Here is an 18,322-nt window from a genome sequence, read left to right as displayed (position 1 = left end):
ATGCCTCTAAACTTATATATTTTTTATTTATTTGATGAAGTATTACTTGCACCTGTTGTTGCAGGTAAAGTAGTATTTATATCAAATGGATAATTCATTTTAGTAAGCTGATCTTTAAAATAGCCTTCATAGATTCCTTTAGCTACTTTGGCAGCTTCACTACCATAGCCACCATCAAATATAACTACAGAAATAGCTATTTGTGGGTCATTAGCCGGTGCATAGCCTACAAACCACCCATAGTCTGACCTGCCTGTTTTTGCCTGTACAGTAGTATCTACCTGCGCTGTACCAGTTTTACCTGCCGTCGGAATGTAATTGTTAAAACCACCAAGAGCTGCTGATGCAGTACCATCTCCTCCTGCTCCACCTGTAACCTGACTCATACCCTGCATAATCAAGCTTCTGGTTTCAGGACGCATGTCAACTTTATTCAACACCTCCGGCTTGGTTTCACTTACCACTTTTCCATCAGCATCTTTTATCTTATCCACTAAATGAACCTTATATCTAGTTCCTCCATTGGCAAGAGTGGCTATATAATTTGCCATCTGTACTGGAGTAAAATTATCTATACCCTGACCTATGGAAGCATTATAAATATGATAATTATATTTAGGTGTCAAATCTTCAATTGCCATTCCCATTTGCTGAATTACTACCTTATTTACAATATCATTTATATTAGCGTCACTTAAGTTCTTACCAGTTTCCTGAGATAACTGTTTAAATAAATTAGTAAGAGAAGTAATATAAGGTTTATTATTTTGAGTAAACTTTCTACTCTCATCTACATTTTTAATAGTATTTTTTATGGAATTCTTTATCTGTGTTTTAATATCTGAAACCTTTTTACTGTCATTACCTCTGTCATATAAATCTACCTGTGGTAATTTATCGTTGTAATAATCTGTACCAGTATTCAAATACTGTTCTATATTTAAAAGAAACTGTGTAGAATTAATGTTTCTTTGAGATATTGTATTATACACCTGACCAAAATTTTCAGGTATTTCAATTCCACTACTTGCATTCCCCCCATTTGGATCAGCTCCTAATCCAAATTGCCATGCATATTTTGCTAGAACATCTTCACCTTTCTGATTTTTAAGATCCTTTCCCACAGTCATAAAATATGGGTTACTTGATTTTTCTAATGCTTTAACTATGTTAACATAACCATTAGGTCCATCAGATCTAAATTCAATAACATTTCCACCGTCACCTACAAAATATCCTTGATCATTAACTGTTTTGTTTGCATCTATAACTCCCGTTTGCAATCCTGCAACTCCAGTCAAAGGTTTAAAGGTAGAACCTGGTGGCAACAGTGACATAGTAGCATAATTATATAGATATTTAGGAAAATAATCAAATCTATCTGTTCTTATAGTAGTATTATTTTTAATACTACTATCTATAGGAAACATATAATCAATTAAATCCTGCGGCATTCCCTGTGCCTTTGCCAGTTGCTCATAATCAGGACTAAAATATTTTTTTATCTCATCATCAGTTAGTCCACTGGGATTTGAAAAATCATTAGGATTAAAGCTAGGCAGACTGGCCAGTGCCAAAACCGCTCCTGTATGAACATCAATAACTACTGCCGCTCCTCTTGTAGCATTCTTTGTTCTCTGATCTTGAATCTGTCCCTTATTCTGTAAATATGTCATTTCATTTTGTAATGCCTGTTCTGTAGCATATTGTACATTTGCATCTAAAGTAAGCTGTACATTTTCTCCTGGAGAAGCCTCTCTGCTGGCCAACTTATTAGTAATTCTTCCCTGTTTATCAATTTGAACTATGTCTCCCCCATTGGAGCCCTTCAATCTATCCTCAAGAACCGCTTCAATTCCAGAAGCACCTACATAATCACTGCTGACATCATAACCTTTTTCAGCATACTTCTCCTGATCTGTAGAGCTTATCTTATTTATATATCCCAAAACTGAAGAAGCAAGAGTTCCATAAGGATAACTCCTCATAGGCTGAATGTCCACATTTATTCCAGATAAATCGGATAGCTTTTGCCATAATATTAGTGCTGTATTTTTTTTAATATTACTGGCAATAGGTACTGGTTTATACCCAGAAAAACTATTCATCTTTATGGCATCTTTTACCAGTAAATATCTTCTTAATTCATCTACTGTATATTTACTGTCAAGCTTTGAAACTCCTGAAACTATTCCGTAATGCTTATCATCTATAAGCGTATTAAATACTTGTTCTGGAGTCAATTTAAGAAGTTCACTGTCAAGCTTGCTTGTTTCTGCTGGTGTTAAATCAGTTTCCTTTTTGCCCTTAAATTCTGTTTTTAATATAGAATCCTGAAAACCTCTATCCTTTAGAAATCTAAGCTGCAAAGTCTGTATGCTCTTAGGATCACTGGCATTAAATTCAAATCTGAATGGATTAACTTTTAATGCAAAACTATCATCTTGATGTTCACCATTATCATCTAATATTTTAAATATCTTTGACATGGTAGAAAAAAATTGCTTTTCACTGTCATCAGTATCCATAAAAGTAACCTCATAGCTCTGGATGTTGGTTGCAAGATTTATACCATTCTTATCTGTAATTGTTCCTCTAGGACCTTCCTGTGGTATGAGCTTATGAGACTTAGTATTAGCCGTTTCACTGTAATACGTTCCCATATTCACTTGTAAGTTAAATAGCTGTGTTCCAATAGCGGAAAAGGCAATTATCATAATTACAATTAAAACAGTATACCTATCAAATATTTTTTTCTTTTTTTTATCCTTTATCATAACATCCCCACTCTCGTAAAATTTCCAATTAAATATATGTACTCTTTTTTACATAAATCTAAAAATATTTAAACTTTTATTATATTTCAACGTAATCTATTAAAAATCCTTCTCTCATGTTTAGTGTTTTTAAATAATAAAAACATTTATTCTCAAAATTTAAATAGATTTCATAACAAAAAAGCATCATAAAATCCATGTAGTTTAAACCTGGATTTTATGATGTCTTTAAACTTATATATTTTTTATTTATTTGATGAGGTATTGTTTTCACCTGCTGTTACAGGTAAAGTAGTATTTATATCAAATGGATAATTCATTTTAGTAAGCTGATCCTTAAAATAACCTTCATAGATTCCTTTAGCTACTTTGGCAGCTTCACTACCATAGCCACCATCAAATATAACTACTGAAACAGCTATTTGTGGATTATTAGCTGGTGCATAGCCTACAAACCAACCATAGTCTGATCTACCTGTTTTTGCCTGTATAGTAGTATCTACTTGAGCCGTACCAGTTTTACCTGCAGTTTGAATGTAACTGTTAAAACCACCAAGAGCTGCTGCTGCTGTACCATCTGCTCCTGCTCCACCTGTAACCTGACTCATACCTAGCATAACCAAGCTTCTAGTTTCAGGACTCATGTCAACTTTATTCAATATCTCTGGCTTAGTTTGACTTACCACTTTTGCATTAGCATCTGTTATCTTATCCACTAAATGAACCTTATATCTAGTTCCTCCATTGGCAAGAGTAGCTACATAATTTGCCATCTGTAATGGTGTAAAATTATCTATACCTTGACCTATGGAAGCATTGTAAATATGATAATTATATTTGGGTGTCAAATCTTCAATTGCCATTCCCATCTGCTGAATTACTACCTTATTTACAATATCATTTATATTAGCATCACTTAAGTTCTTACCAGTTTCCTGAGACAACTGTTTAAATAAATTAGTAAAAGAAGTGATATAAGGTTTATTATTTTGAGTAAATTTATTACTCTCATCTACATTTTTAATAGTATTTTTTATGGAATTCTTTATCTGCGTTTTAATATCTGAAACCTTTTTACTGTCATTGCCTCTGTCATATAAATCTACCTGTGGTAGTTTATCACCAGAATAATCCGTACCAGTGCTTAGATATTGTTCTATATTTAAAAGGAACTGTGTGGAATTAATATTTCTCTGAGATATTGTATTATATACCTGTCCAAAATTTTCCGGTATTTCAATTCCTGTACTAGCATTTCCTCCATTAGGATTAGCCCCCAAGCCAAATTGCCATGCATATTGTGCTAAGGCATCCGCACCCTTCTGGTTTTTTAAGTCCCTACCAACAGTCATAAAATATGGGTTACTTGATACAGTTAGTGCTCTAACTACATTAACAAGACCATGCGGACCATCAGAAAGAAATTGAATTTTATTTCCACCATCTCCAGTAAAATATCCTGGATCGTTTACCAATGTGTTTGCATTTATAACCCCTGATTGAAGTCCTGCAACTGCGGCTAAAGGTTTAAAGGTCGAACCTGGCGGCAACAAGGACATAGTAGCATAATTATATAAAGGCTTTGGAAAATAATCATATTTATCATTTCTTATGGTCGTATTACCCTTAATACTAGTATCCACAGGGAACATGAAATCAATTAGACTTTGAGGCATACCTTTAGCCTGTGCCATCTGTTCATAATTAGGATTAAAATATTGGCTTATTGCACTTTGATTTACTCCATTTGGATTGGCAAAAATATTTGGATCAAAGCCCGGAAGACTGGCAAGTGCCAATATTGCCCCAGTGTGCACATCAATGACTACTGCTGCTCCTCTTGTAGCATTGGTTGTATTTTGATCTCCACCAACTGTTCCTTGTTTCTGTAAATATGTCATTTCATTTTGAAGCGCCTGCTCTGTAGCATATTGTACATTTGCATCTAAAGTAAGCTGTACATTTTGTCCTGGATTTGTAGGTTTAGTGGATAATTTACTAATAATCCTTCCCTGCTTATCTGTCTGAACTACGTCTCCTCCATTAGTACCTCTTAGATTATTTTCAAAGGCTGCTTCAATCCCTGAAGCACCAACATAATCACTGCTGACATCATAGCCTTTGGCAGCATATTTATTTTGGTCTGTAGCACTTATCTTACTTATATATCCAAGAACTGAAGAAGCAAGAGCTCCATAAGGATAGCTTCTCATTGGCTGAATATCTGCATTTATTCCAGATAAGTCCGATAACTTTTGCCAAAATATAAGAGCTGTGCTCTTTTTGATATTACTTGCAATAGGCACAGGCTTATATCCAGAAAAACTATTCATCTTTATTGCATCTTTTACTATTAAATATCTCCTTAAATCATTCACAGTGTATTTGCTATTGACTTTTGAAACACCACTTACTATATTATAATTTTTTAAAAGCTGATTAAAAACCTGTTCAGGCGTAATCTTAAGGAGTTCATTGTTAAGATCACTTGTTTCCGAAGCTGTTAAATCTGTTTCCTTTTTACCTTTAAACTTACTTTTAAGTATTGGATCCTGAAAACCTCTATCCTTTAAAAATCTAATTTGCAAGGTCTGTATAGATTTAGGATCACTGGTATTGAATTCAAATCTGTAGGGATTAACCTTTAGCGGAAAGCTGTCATCCTGACTTTCACCATTATCATCTAATATTTTAAAAACCTGTGACATGGTAGGGAAAAACTGATTTTCACTATCAGTAGTATCAGTAAAAGTGACCTCATAACTCTGAACATTGTCAGCAAGCTTTATTCCATTTTTATCTGTAATTGTTCCTCTTGGACCTTCCTGCGGTATGAGTTTACGAGCTTTAGTGTCTGATTGTACAATATAGTATGCGCCATTTGTTATCTGCAAATTAAACAATTGTGCTCCTATAGCCGAAAATGCAATTACCATGATTATAACCAAAACAGTATATCTGCTTAATATTTTTCTTTTTTTTCTATTTTTTATCATAAAATCACCACTCTTAAAATTTCCAATTGCGTATCATATAATCTTTTTTACATAAATTAAATATACATTTATACATAAATATTGCTATAAAGAAGCTATATACTGCAACGAATATTGCATTATATACATTCATTTGTATATGAAGCATATATAGTATTACCCAAATCAATATTCCCTTTAATAGAGTTAATGCAAATATAGCACAAACAGGCATTAACTTCTTCTCCTTAAACAAGTTCCTGCCTATTTCTCCTGCGAGTACACATAAAAGCATATTAAGCAAAGTATTAATTCCAAAAGTGTTAAGAAAAAATATATCTTGTAATGCCCCAGTAATTATGCCAATCACCATTGCCGACCATCTATCATTTATAATGCTGTAGCTTAGAGCAAAGATAAGCAGTAAACTAGGATAATATCCATAAACAGCAGCGAAAGGCATAATGGCATTATCTACAATTGTAAGTCCAAAAATCAAAATTATTAAAATTAAAACCTTTTTCATTTATATCACCCTAGTACTGTATTTGACTGGTATTCTTTGGTACAACAATGAATACCTCTTGTAATTTATTAAAATCCACAAATGGTTTTAATATAGCATATTTAATAATTTTAGTGTTATCAACAGCTACACTGGTAACTTTTCCTATTGGCATATCTTTAGGATAAAAGTTACCAACACCAGAAGTTACTATAGTATCTCCTACCTTTACATCTGTATCTTGATTCATGTTGTCCAGCTTAGCTAATTTATTTTTACTAGCATCTATATATCCATCTACAATACCATCCATAACACCAGTACTTTGAATCTTACCTGCTATTTGAACATTTGGATTATTCAAAGCTCCAACCTGGCTCCAATTGTCTCCTGTACTTATTACCTTACCTACAATTCCATCAGGAGTAGCCACTACTAATCCATTCTTAACTCCATCATTTTTACCTTTGTCTATTATATAAATATCTAATAGACCATTTGCACCGTTACTCGTAACATTACAGGTAATATAATTATATCCTTGATTTTGATGTATAAAATTTAAATCACTACTTAATCTTTGATTTTCTGCTTGCAGAGAATCATATGCGGATACCTTTTTTTGCATATCTGTATTCTGTTTCTTTAGCTGCTCATTTTCCTGTTTTATCTGAGAAAAATGGGTTATAAACCCTAGCCAATCTTTTACATTACTCATTCCTTTATAAATAACACCCTGTACTGAATTTAACGTAACCCCCACACCATTTTCCACTAAGGAAGCATTTTGTCTTTTTACACTAAAGCCTATTAGCACCAAAAAGCTAACTGACAGAACAATAATTGTTACTGCCAGTCTATTTTTCACAAATTTCATCTTTAGCCTCTACTTTTACTTATCTTATCAAAGTGCTCAAGAGCTTTACCTGCTCCCAATGCTACACAATCAAGTGGTGCCTCTGCTATATGTACAGGCATATGGGTTTCGTTATTAATTAAAGAATCTAATCCTCTAAGGAGTGCTCCTCCTCCTGTTAGCATTATACCTATATCCATAATATCTGCTGCAAGTTCTGGTGGGGTTTTTTCAAGGGTAAGTTTAATAGAATCTATTATAGCTGATACAGGCTCTTTTAAAGCTTCTCTTACCTCTGCTTCAGTTATCTCTATATTCTTTGGAAGACCTGTAACTAGATCTCGTCCTTTTATTTCCATAGTTTCTTCTACATCTGAAACCTTGTAAGCCGATCCCAATTGTACCTTAATATTTTCTGCCGTTCTTTCACCGATCATTAAATTATATACCTTTTTAATATAGCTTATAATTGATTCATCCAGCTCATCTCCAGCAACTCTCAGAGATTTACTAGTAACTATACCTCCAAGAGATACTACTGCAACCTCTGTTGTACCACCGCCGATATCTACAACCATACTTCCCTTAGGCTCTTCCACAGGTAAACCTGCACCGATAGCAGCAGCCATTGGCTCCTCCATAAGCTGTACATCTCTAGCTCCAGCTCGTTTAGTAGCTTCATCAATAGCTCTTTTTTCTACCTCTGTGACTCCTGATGGGAAACAAACTATTATTCTAGGGCTTGCAAAACTTCCCTTTGAAGTTACTTTTGCAATAAATCTTTTAAGCATACTTTCTGTAACATCAAAATCAGCTATAACTCCATCCTTTAATGGTCTTATAGCAACTATATTTCCCGGAGTTCTTCCTATCATTTGTTTTGCCTCATTACCAACGGCAAGTACAGTTTTTGTATTTGTATTTATAGCAACAACGGAAGGTTCTCTCAAAACGATTCCCTTTCCCTTAACATAAACTAAAGTATTTGCTGTTCCTAAGTCTATACCCATGTCTCTAGATATACCAAAAAATCCCATTTAAATTTTTCTCCTTTCAAACTTACAAAATTCCTTTTTCCTTTAAACTTACATAAATTCTATCACCAATAATAACATGATCTAAAAGGTCAATACCTATTATTTTACCACATTCTTTTAACCTATGAGTGATATTAATATCCTCAGCACTAGGTGTTGGATCACCTGACGGATGATTATGACATATTATAATGGAAGCGCTATGAGCTAAAATAGCACTATGAAACACTTCTCTTGGATGTACTATAGAAGAATTCAAACTTCCAACAGATACATCTACTATTCTGATAACTACATTCTTTGTATTCAATAAAATAACCTTAAGTACCTCTTTGTTTAGACTTCTCATTTCCCGCATCACCAAATCAGCAGCATCCTTAGGCTTTGAAATGCTATAGGTATCTCCAGATCTATATGTACCAAACCTTCTTGTAAGCTCACCTAACGCAATTATTTGTACTGCTTTAGCCATACCTATTCCATCAATTTGTAAAAGTTCTTCTACATTTAAGTTCAACAATCCGTCGAGCCCACCATTAAGCTTTAATAACCTGTTTGATAAACTTAGAATATTTTCCTTAACTGTACCACTTCTCAATATAATAGCTAAAAGCTCACTGTTAGACAAAACCTCAGCACCATATCTAAAAAGTCTTTCTCTCGGTCTTTCATTTTCGGGTAAATCCATAATTTTAAGAGAATTAGCCAATACTGTACCTTCCTTTATAGACTTATTCCCATCTCCCCAAACATTTTACTCAATTTATTAAGTGGTAATCCAACTACATTGTAAAAGCATCCAGTTATAGATTCTACAAAAACTGCAGCGTTACCTTGTATGCCATAGGCACCTGCTTTATCTAAACATTCTCCAGAACATACATATTTCTTAATCATTTCATCAGTCAAAGCAGAAAACTTCACCTCTGTGCACATATAATCTGTTTTCGTCTTACCAGAATTTAAATCCAGTATTGCAACACCAGTATACACATTATGAATATTGCCACTTAACCTCTTTAATATTCCAAATGCATCATTTTCATCTTTAGGTTTCCCCAAAATAAGATTTTCAAATGCAACAACTGTATCACAACCTATAATAAAAGCATCTTTTCTCTCAGCTATTGTATTTTTAACTTCCTTTGCTTTGCTTTCTGCCAAAGTCATAACGTATTTAGGAACATCACCTTTAAACTCAATTTTCTTTTCATCGAAATTACTTGGAATAACTTTAAAATTTTCAGTAATTCTCTTTAAAAGCTCTATTCTCCTTTCAGAGGACGAAGCTAAAATCAAATTCATACTTTCACTTCCTAATATTTTTTATATATCATTATTACTAATATTACTCCCATCAGGATAATAATATTGACATTAAAGTTTGCTGCTCAATGTTAGACTTAAAAGCTTAATAACAAGAAGATAGGTTTAATTGTACATATAATAGACACACCCTTTAAGAACTAGCAATCTAAAACCTTGTACGGCCTATATAATTACAATGCTCACGCCTATTTCTATCAGCAAAATAAGAAATATGAAATATTTTGAGTCTTTACCAGTTATATTGCCATATCCCCCATTAAATTGAACCTTTCTGTGTCTAATATAGTTTATCATTTAATATACCTTTAAACAAGTATTTATATAAGTTATTAATAAAAATTTTTTAGTTTGTTTTCAATTAAAAAGTCTGCTTTTTCGCAGACTTTTAGCTATTTAGACAATTTTTTAAACTGCGAATACAAAAATACTTTGTCCGCATTTGCATTATCCTTTGAAAAACTTGCAGGAAGCTTATCTATATGTTGTTTCATTTCTTCTAGAACTATTTTATTTTTATAATTTCCATCTACTTTATCAAGTTTTTTGGTCCAATCCTTTAGCGCAGCAGTTTGAACTTCTTTAACATCTTTATCATAGGTTTTGTTTATAACTTGTAAACTTGCATTTAAAATACTTATTATTTGTGAATCACAGACATCATTTTTACTTAGACTATAATTTATATCCTGTGCCTCAAATTTATTATCCCCTAAAAGTTTTACAGCAGCATCATAATCCTTTTTATTATCGTAAAAACCAAACATAACTCTTATATTTCCATTATCCTCAACCTCAAAAGGATTTCCAATTTTACCAAGCTTATTCATTAAATCCTGTGCATTTTCTTTCTTTGTAAATGTACCACATTGTAAAAATACAAAATCTACTGAATTATTCTGATTAAAGACTGCTTTACTTTGTGAACTTCCCACTACACTGCTATTGTTCTTTAAGAATATATTTGATATAAGAGTACCAATTAGTATTGCACAAATTAATACTATAAATACGGCTACAATGTAAAACTTGTTACCTTTTTTTTTTCTTTTTATATCATATCTAGTATATCTCATCTTCTCATCCCCCTAAATTTTACTACTATAAAATATATTTTAATATAGTAAAATTTATACTAGGAATTTAAGATATATTGATCACTAGTTATATATTTTCTTTTTTAATATGACTGCATTTCCATTATTACTCTCGTTCATAAAAAAATCATTACTTATTCTTACCATTTGAAAACCACTATTTTTCAATACATTCAATATTTTTTTATCCTTTACTGAAACACCTATTAGAAAGTCTTCTATACCAAAATTATGTAAGAAATACTTTAATATTTTATCTAATATAATATTTCCTTCATTATTATCTAATGAAGCTGATTCCATAGCAAAGCAGGATGCCCATACTATATTTTTATTTTTAAATTCAATTCTTCCTCTAAAAATTCCAATTATATTATTTCTTTTTATTATCTTTAAAAAAATTTCACATTCACTCATGTAATATTCTAAAAATCTTTCGTAAAATTCATTGGTTCCTAAATAATCATTACTATTGTATAGAAAAGATTTTTGGTTATTATACCACAGTTGTATATGTTTAACATCTTCTCTTTCTACACTTGAAATACTAAAATCCCCATATTTTATATTTACATCAAACATACCTCCACCTCTTTTCTTTCTATTATTTTAATTCTACACAAAATCATAATTTCCTTTTACACTGTAAAAATATATAACCTAAAAACCCCTTTTATTAACTCAATAAACTTCTTAGTTAAAGGGGATCTTTAGGTATCTGAAAATAAATAATAAATTACGGATATATACAGGTATTGCTACAGAACTCTCTATCAATCTTCTTCATCAAAATCTATTATAGCTGGCATGGCCACAATTGCTGGTCCAAAATTTTTAGACCGAAAACCTCTCATGTTCTGAAGTAGCAAATCCTCTTCATAGGACATATTCCAATCTATATTTGGATTATAATTATAATTTACGTTAGCGCCGTACATGCTGCCAAAACTATAATCATCGTTAAATAGAAAATTTCTTTCCATTATAGGGAAAAAATTTTTTCCATTATTTATTAAAGAAAAAGCTGGAATTTCACGAAAATTTTCATAAGGAGTATCATAAGGACATTCATATTCATAAGGTCTAGCAAAAAAATCACTATTATAATAGTTTTTGTTCATTTATCAAGCCTCCTAATAATATAATTATTAATTATAACATTGATATAAAACTTACTTATATTCTACTGAGCGTTTCTTACTAAAGTAAATCTTATTCAATATATATGCATGAGGCGTAAAATAAATACTGTTAAATTATTATCCAATGGTAATATTTTCTATATTTTTAATATATGAAACTCCTCTTCGATTTTATTTAAATAAATTTTCAGCATAAGCTTTAATATTATCTGGTATTTCATATGAAAATAAATTTTTTATATCTTGTAGTGATTTTATTGAGTAAGTTAAATTAAATCTTAGCTTATCACCTTCCAACTTAAAGTCGCTGATTTTAAAGGGTTCAAGAATTTTTCCATCAATATTAATGGAATTATTAGTATTATTAATTGTCATATAATTTGAATTACTCTTTTTTAATCTATTCAACACTAAATTTTTAGGTATGGAAATACGCCCTATCTTAGCACTTTTTAAATTTAATACTAACTTATCTCCACTTGTAAATGGTATAAATTCTAACATGTATTGTGTTGAGATTTTATTAAATAGATAAGAATTGATATATATACTTATACTATCTGCATTTATATCCGTTTCCATTGCATTAACCTTTATTTTATCTTTTATAGCTCCATATAAAAGATTATTTAAATCTTTTTCAGTTAATAAAAAACCAATATGTAAATTATTATCCTGTCTATCAAATTGTATTGTATCCAGTGATTTGAAAAAATTATCTTTAGTATTTGAACTAATGTCGCTATTGTTCCATGCTATTGATCTTACAGGACTTATTAATACAATAAGTCCTAGTATAATAATTATTATAATCATTCCAAGACCTGCTAATTTCTTCTTATTTAACATCTAACTCTGCCCTCCTAATTTACTATTAAGTAATATTATTTTAACATCCACATTTTCAGTTTTCAATTTATAATTCTTTATACCTATTGTACCTGTATGTTTATTGGTATATAATAAATACACTTATATTACATTATTATCATAAGGTAAAATTGTAAGGTAACTATTTTTTTGATATAATATTATCAGCATTTCAATAGTAAAATAACTATGATTTATTTAAATAAACAAAATTATATCTCAAGTTATGAGGGGGAAAATATAAAATGGAAAAAATAGCAAGTTTTACAGTTAATCATTTAAAATTAAAACCAGGAGTATATGTTTCAAGAAAAGATACTATTGGTGAAAATATTATTACTACTTTTGATCTAAGATTTACAACACCTAATCTTGAACCAGTACTAAATACTGCTGAGATTCACGCAATAGAGCACTTAGCTGCTACTTATTTAAGAAATGACAAAGATATTTCAGCAAAGACTATTTATTTTGGACCAATGGGGTGTAGAACAGGTTTCTATTTAATACTTGCTGGAGATTATGAATCAAAAGATATAGTAGATCTATTAATTAATTTATTTAAATTCGTGGCAGATTATGAAGGAGAAATCCCAGGTGCTGCTGCTAGAGATTGTGGGAATTATCTTGATATGAATCTCCCTATGGCTAAATATGTAGTAAAAAAATATCTTAATGAAGTACTTTTAAAAATTACTGATGAAACTTTAAATTATCCTCAATAAAATATGTTTATATCTTTAAATACTAATTTAAGAAAGTTGCGAACTAACTTGAAAGTTTCTGTTCATTAACCAGTGAAAGCTTTTGTGGCCGTAAAATCCCCAAATACATGGGATTTTACGGCCACAAAAAGTTAAAGATTTCACTTCGTGAAAGGTGAAAGATTCAACGTCGCTTCGCTGATTGAAAGTGAAAGATTTGGCTTCGCCAAAAGTAGCAGTGAATTCTTTCACTTTTAATCGAAGCGAAGCCAAGATTAAACCTTTCACCTTGACGCCCCAGCGGCAATCTTTCACTTTTTCACCGCGTAAGCTAGGTGAAAAGCTTTCACTTGTTAATGAGTAAAATCATCATTTATTAGTTTTTTCAATCTTTATAGTTAGTTCGCCCTTTCTCACAAATACGTTGTAAATCAACCTAATAATTATCGTCAATATTAACACTTCTTGATGCCACAATATCTATACCTAAGCCCAAAATATTTTCAATGATTATATCACCCTTTTTAACCGGTGCATTTATTTCAATCTCCTTAACCGGTTTAACAAGATCTGTGACAATACTTTTTGAAACAGGTTCTTTACTTCTAACGGGAAGTCTTTTTATATTTCCTCCCTTTATATTTATAGTAGTAGTAAATATTCTAACTGGATTTTCAATTTCTTGAATAGCATAATTTTTACCTTTTTCACATCTATTACCAGCAACCTGATAGTTACCCTCTTTATTTTCTGTAATACTTATTTTACAAGCCGTCGGGCAAACTGTACAAATTAATTTATCTATCATTATTCTACCCCCATAAAATAGATTTAAAATCTTAAATTACATCATTTCTATATGGCCAACTGAATCTAAAAATTCTAATGGAAATGAGCTTAAATATAAATATTCTTATATTAGATTAAGTACAAAAACTAACTGCTAAAATTAGACCTCACATAGATAGCAGCATTTATTCCTGCTTTTTCCGCCTCTTTAGTTACATTATCCACCAAATCATGTACTTGTACTACATTTCCACAGGCAAAAATTCCTTTTTCACTGGTTTCCTTTAAATCATTTATTTTTATTCCACCTTTTGTTCCAATTTCAATACCAACATTCTTTGCAAGCTCTGTTTCCGGTATCAAACCTGCAGACAGAAGCACTGTGTCACATTCATATTTTTTCTCTGTTTCTGGTATTGAAATACCTTTTTCATCTACTTCACATACATTAACTGCTTCCACTCTTTCTCTGCCATATATATCTGTAATAGTATGCTTTAATAAAAGTGGAATGTTAAAATCAGAAAGGCACTGAATAACATTTCTGTAAGAACCACCTGGCGAATCAGATTTTTCAATTACACCAATAACCTCCGCGCCTTCCAACTTCATTCTGCGAGCCATTATAAGTCCTATATCTCCAGCTCCCAAAATAATTACCTTTTTACCAACCATATAACCATCTATATTAATAAGTTTTTGAGCTGTTCCTGCCGTAAATACACCCGAAGGTCGCTTTCCAAAAATTCCTATAGAATCTCTAACTCTTTCCATGCAGCCTGTGGCTAAAATTATTGCTTTGGCTTTAATTTTTATAAAACCGTCTTTTTCACTGCTGGCAGTTATATTCTTTTCCTTGTCAATACTTAGTACCATAGTATCTAGCTTGTACTCTATTCCTAGTTCATTGACCTTATTGATAAATACTTCTGCATATTCAGGACCTGTAAGCTCCTCTTTAAATATATGGATACCAAATCCGCTGTGTACACATTGCCTAAGTACTCCACCTAATTCCTGTTCTCTTTCAATAATAAGCACGCTATCAATTCCATTATTTTTAGCTTCCACAGCTGAGGCAAGTCCCGCAGGGCCACCACCTATAATTACAATATCATAATTCTTCAAGATATACCCGCTCCCTTAATCTTTAAATTCCATCTATAAGACATATAAAAATAAATAGTGAGTCAAACTAGTTATCTATTTGAATATGCCTAAATAGAAACTTCAAAATAAAAGTTCTCACTAAATTAGACTGTCATTCAATAAGATATATGAACCTTTATTGTCATATTCAATTTCACTCATACTTTTTCCAAGTTCTCTAGACAAAATCTCCAGAATTTTAGGTTCACAAAAACTCCCTTGACATTCACCCATAAGGGCTTTCGTTCGATTTTTTACACCCTTAACTGTAGTTGCTCCACAATTTCTATGTATAGCGTCTACTATTTCGCCTTCTGTAATCATCTCACAACGGCATATTACTCTGCCATATTTTGAATCCTTTTTAATAAGTTCTTCTTTTTCATTGTCATTAAGCTCTTTAAATCTATAAATTTTTCTTCTTTTAGGATTAAAATCTGTTTTTTGTGTTATGGCTTCATAATCTCTTTCAAACACATGCTTAACCATGCCTGCTATCATTTCTGCAATAGCTGGTGCACATGTTATACCCTGGTCCACACTGGCTGCATTTATAAATCCTTTAACTTTCTCTGATTCCCCTAAAATAACTTTTCCACTTTCTTCTTTTCCATTTAATCCAGAAAAGCATCTGATAATATTGTCAAAGGGTATTTTATCACTTAATCTAGACATCTTTTTCTTTAAAATTTCAATTTTATCTGCAGAAGTTTCAAAGGATTCCTTATCAGATGCTGATTCAAACACCGGCCCCATCATAATATTTCCTCCTACAGTAGGCAAAATATTAAGCCCTCTATCGCCTTCTTTAGGGCACCTATTTACAAGATGTTTAAACATAGGTCCAATATTCTCATTAAATACAATAAATTGTGCTTTCTTAGGAATAATATTAAATTTAGAATTCTCCACCAAGGAATTGTTTATTTTATCTGCATAAAGCCCAGCACAGTTTATTATACACTTTGCCTCTATAGTATTATTTTTTGCAATTACCTTGAATCCCTTATCCAACTTTTTTATATCCTCTACTTCACTGTTGAGAAATAATTCAGCTCCGTTGTCCATGGCATTTTCAACCAAGGCAACTACCATTTGAAAAGGCCACAGGCAGCCACAATTTGGAGAATAAAATCCAAACTCAAACTTTGAATCTATATTTGGTTCCAGTTCAGCAATCTCTTCTCTATTTACTATACGTACTCCTGGAGCATTACTTTTAACGGCTTTGGCATGCATATTTTCTATCTTTTCTCTATCCTCTTCATCAAAACCTACTGTAAGGGAACCCATTCTCTTAAAGGGAACCTCTAATTCCTCACAAATTTCATCATATATTTCATTTCCCCTTATAAGCAATTTTTGATTTAAACTTCCCACAGGCTGACGAAACGGCTCATAAATATTACAACAATTTGAACCTGTTGTTCCATTAGATACGTCGCTATTTTTTTCAACAATTGCAATAGATACATTGTACTTGGAAAGTTCTCTAGCTATAAAAGCTCCCACAATACCAGAACCTATAACTGCTACATCATACATATTATCACCCTTTCCTTTAAATTTCTTAATTACCTAAGCCTTTTCAATAAGTAATTAACAAAATATATGCATATCTTATTTAATTGCATTATTTATCTTTAAGAACCTAGGCAAGTTTTTATTTACTTTATTAGTTTTTTCATGAATAAATACTATAACATTTATTGATAATTATACTACTTTTTATTAAAAAATGTCATAGGAACAAACTATAATGAATTCTTAAATTCCACTTTCACTTTCAGTAATTTTCATTATAAATGTTGCAATTTTATCGTTCTAAATATTCACGCATTTTACTTATATAGCAATATACTCCTGTTATTGCGGTAAAATTATTTTAATATTGAAATATTTTCTCTTATTAAATACAAAATACTGTTAATACATATAAATTTTAAGTTTCTAAAAGCAATTTGACTTATTTAACCAATAAGTTTACCATAAGAATAGATTTACATATGTAAACTTTATCCGATGACTAGTCGCTGTAATACTTCACCGCACTCTGTGAAAGCGATTCACACAAAATCCAAGATTTTGGTTCTCTGCTTTTCTAAAGGTGGAGATAGCAGCGACACGTACCTGGATAATTCATCTAAACTTGCTGGGAGTACAAAAATTCCCACCAAGTAAGATTCATTGATAAATCTATTGCTTATATATAAGTTACAATGAAAATTATACTTTTGATTAACATTTCTAATAGATGATTTTTAAATTAGATAATTACATAGTGGAGGGTATAAGTATATGAAAAAATCAGAAATTAAAACTTTAGCTTTATCTATAGGTATGTTAGTATTTCTAAGCGGATGCAGTATAAAAAAATCTAATAATCTTTCTAATAGTTCTAGCATTCCAAATAACAATGTTAAAACAAATGAAAGCACTTCTTATAGCAGTAGTTCCTCTGAGCAGACTCCAGGTTCTGTAAAAATTAAATATAATCTTAACTACATACGTAAACTAGCTAGTAATCAAGTAGCTGTATGGATAGAGGATTCTCAAGGCAACTATATTAAATCACTCTATGCCAGTAAATATACCGCTGATGGTGGTTACAAACAAAGACCAGAAGCTCTTACAGAATGGATTTCAAAATCAGGATGGAAAAATGCCACAAAAAATGAGATAGATACTGTTAGTGGAGCAACTCAAAATCCTGGAAACATTAATCTTACTTGGGACTGCAAAGATGAAAAAGGTGCTGCTGTTAAACCTGGTAAATACATTTATATTGTGGAAGGTAATATTTACTGGGGAAGTCGTGTGCTTTACAAAGGCGACATAGAGATAGGAAATTCTGAAAATACTTCTAATGCTAAGGCTAATTATATAAATAAAGATTCCTCAAATAATGATACTCTTATAAAAAATGTTTCTGCAGAATTTACTCCAAAAAAATAATTTAAAAACATATTTTTTATTCTTTCAATTGGAAGCGCTATCAAACTTAATTTTTAATTCACAAACCTAATAATATTATATTGCATTTAACCTAATGTGTTATCCATCCCCAATCCTCTATAGGAAGAAAACGGATATCA

General features: G+C 31.3%; 16 protein-coding genes. 2 read left to right on the top strand and 14 right to left on the bottom strand.

Going from position 1 to position 18,322, the window contains the following annotated elements; all coding sequences use genetic code 11:
• Positions 1-23: 23 nt before the first annotated feature.
• The 11 genes from CLOPA_RS10185 to CLOPA_RS10135 form a co-directional block, all read right to left on the bottom strand.
• Complete coding sequence (locus CLOPA_RS10185; RefSeq protein WP_015615344.1) at positions 24-2,777, bottom strand: penicillin-binding transpeptidase domain-containing protein; 2,754 nt, start codon at positions 2,775-2,777, stop codon at positions 24-26.
• A 245-nt stretch (positions 2,778-3,022) separates the two neighbouring features.
• Positions 3,023-5,773, bottom strand: coding sequence for a peptidoglycan D,D-transpeptidase FtsI family protein (locus CLOPA_RS10180; protein WP_015615342.1), 2,751 nt, complete (start codon positions 5,771-5,773; stop codon positions 3,023-3,025).
• Positions 5,774-5,786: 13 nt separating this feature from the next.
• The gene (mreD, locus tag CLOPA_RS10175; RefSeq protein ID WP_015615341.1) at positions 5,787-6,278 is read right to left on the bottom strand and encodes a rod shape-determining protein MreD; all 492 of its coding nucleotides are present in this window, start codon (positions 6,276-6,278) and stop codon (positions 5,787-5,789) included.
• 10 nt (positions 6,279-6,288) lie between these two features.
• Positions 6,289-7,134, bottom strand: coding sequence for a rod shape-determining protein MreC (mreC, locus tag CLOPA_RS10170; RefSeq protein WP_015615340.1), 846 nt, complete (start codon positions 7,132-7,134; stop codon positions 6,289-6,291).
• 2 nt (positions 7,135-7,136) lie between these two features.
• Positions 7,137-8,150: a rod shape-determining protein gene (locus tag CLOPA_RS10165; RefSeq protein WP_015615339.1), complete on the bottom strand. Its 1,014-nt coding sequence runs from the start codon at positions 8,148-8,150 to the stop codon at positions 7,137-7,139.
• A 22-nt stretch (positions 8,151-8,172) separates the two neighbouring features.
• The gene (radC, locus tag CLOPA_RS10160; protein WP_015615338.1) at positions 8,173-8,859 is read right to left on the bottom strand and encodes a RadC family protein; all 687 of its coding nucleotides are present in this window, start codon (positions 8,857-8,859) and stop codon (positions 8,173-8,175) included.
• Between the two features lie 14 nt (positions 8,860-8,873).
• On the bottom strand, positions 8,874-9,455 hold the full coding sequence (locus tag CLOPA_RS10155; protein ID WP_015615337.1) for a Maf-like protein: 582 nt from the start codon (positions 9,453-9,455) through the stop codon (positions 8,874-8,876).
• A 413-nt stretch (positions 9,456-9,868) separates the two neighbouring features.
• Positions 9,869-10,552, bottom strand: coding sequence for an SPOR domain-containing protein (locus tag CLOPA_RS10150; protein ID WP_015615336.1), 684 nt, complete (start codon positions 10,550-10,552; stop codon positions 9,869-9,871).
• 84 nt (positions 10,553-10,636) lie between these two features.
• Positions 10,637-11,155, bottom strand: a complete 519-nt coding sequence (locus CLOPA_RS10145; RefSeq protein WP_015615335.1) for a GNAT family N-acetyltransferase — start codon at positions 11,153-11,155, stop codon at positions 10,637-10,639.
• A gap of 191 nt (positions 11,156-11,346) precedes the next feature.
• A complete protein-coding gene (locus CLOPA_RS10140; protein ID WP_015615334.1) occupies positions 11,347-11,694 on the bottom strand; it encodes a hypothetical protein in 348 nt (115 codons plus the stop codon).
• A 192-nt stretch (positions 11,695-11,886) separates the two neighbouring features.
• A complete protein-coding gene (locus tag CLOPA_RS10135) occupies positions 11,887-12,564 on the bottom strand; it encodes a hypothetical protein (RefSeq protein WP_015615333.1) in 678 nt (225 codons plus the stop codon).
• A 266-nt stretch (positions 12,565-12,830) separates the two neighbouring features.
• Between CLOPA_RS10135 and CLOPA_RS10130 the strand changes: the two genes are divergently transcribed.
• Positions 12,831-13,310: an S-ribosylhomocysteine lyase gene (locus CLOPA_RS10130; protein ID WP_015615332.1), complete on the top strand. Its 480-nt coding sequence runs from the start codon at positions 12,831-12,833 to the stop codon at positions 13,308-13,310.
• 415 nt (positions 13,311-13,725) lie between these two features.
• On the opposite strand, the gene CLOPA_RS10125 is transcribed toward CLOPA_RS10130, so the two are convergent.
• The 3 genes from CLOPA_RS10125 to CLOPA_RS10115 form a co-directional block, all read right to left on the bottom strand.
• Entirely contained in the window at positions 13,726-14,097 is a 372-nt protein-coding gene (locus CLOPA_RS10125) for a DUF1667 domain-containing protein (protein WP_015615331.1), read from the bottom strand.
• Positions 14,098-14,225: 128 nt separating this feature from the next.
• Positions 14,226-15,206, bottom strand: coding sequence for an NAD(P)/FAD-dependent oxidoreductase (locus tag CLOPA_RS10120; RefSeq protein ID WP_015615330.1), 981 nt, complete (start codon positions 15,204-15,206; stop codon positions 14,226-14,228).
• Between the two features lie 120 nt (positions 15,207-15,326).
• The gene (locus tag CLOPA_RS10115; protein WP_015615329.1) at positions 15,327-16,772 is read right to left on the bottom strand and encodes an NAD(P)/FAD-dependent oxidoreductase; all 1,446 of its coding nucleotides are present in this window, start codon (positions 16,770-16,772) and stop codon (positions 15,327-15,329) included.
• Between the two features lie 753 nt (positions 16,773-17,525).
• Between CLOPA_RS10115 and CLOPA_RS10110 the strand changes: the two genes are divergently transcribed.
• Complete coding sequence (locus CLOPA_RS10110; protein ID WP_015615328.1) at positions 17,526-18,182, top strand: DUF2271 domain-containing protein; 657 nt, start codon at positions 17,526-17,528, stop codon at positions 18,180-18,182.
• Positions 18,183-18,322 lie beyond the last annotated feature (140 nt).

It is taken from the genome of Clostridium pasteurianum BC1, from assembly GCF_000389635.1.
Classification (GTDB): Bacteria; Bacillota; Clostridia; order Clostridiales; family Clostridiaceae; genus Clostridium_I; species Clostridium_I pasteurianum_A.
The sequence above is the reverse complement of the archived record's forward strand: the minus strand, read 5'-3'. Positions and strand labels throughout refer to the sequence as shown.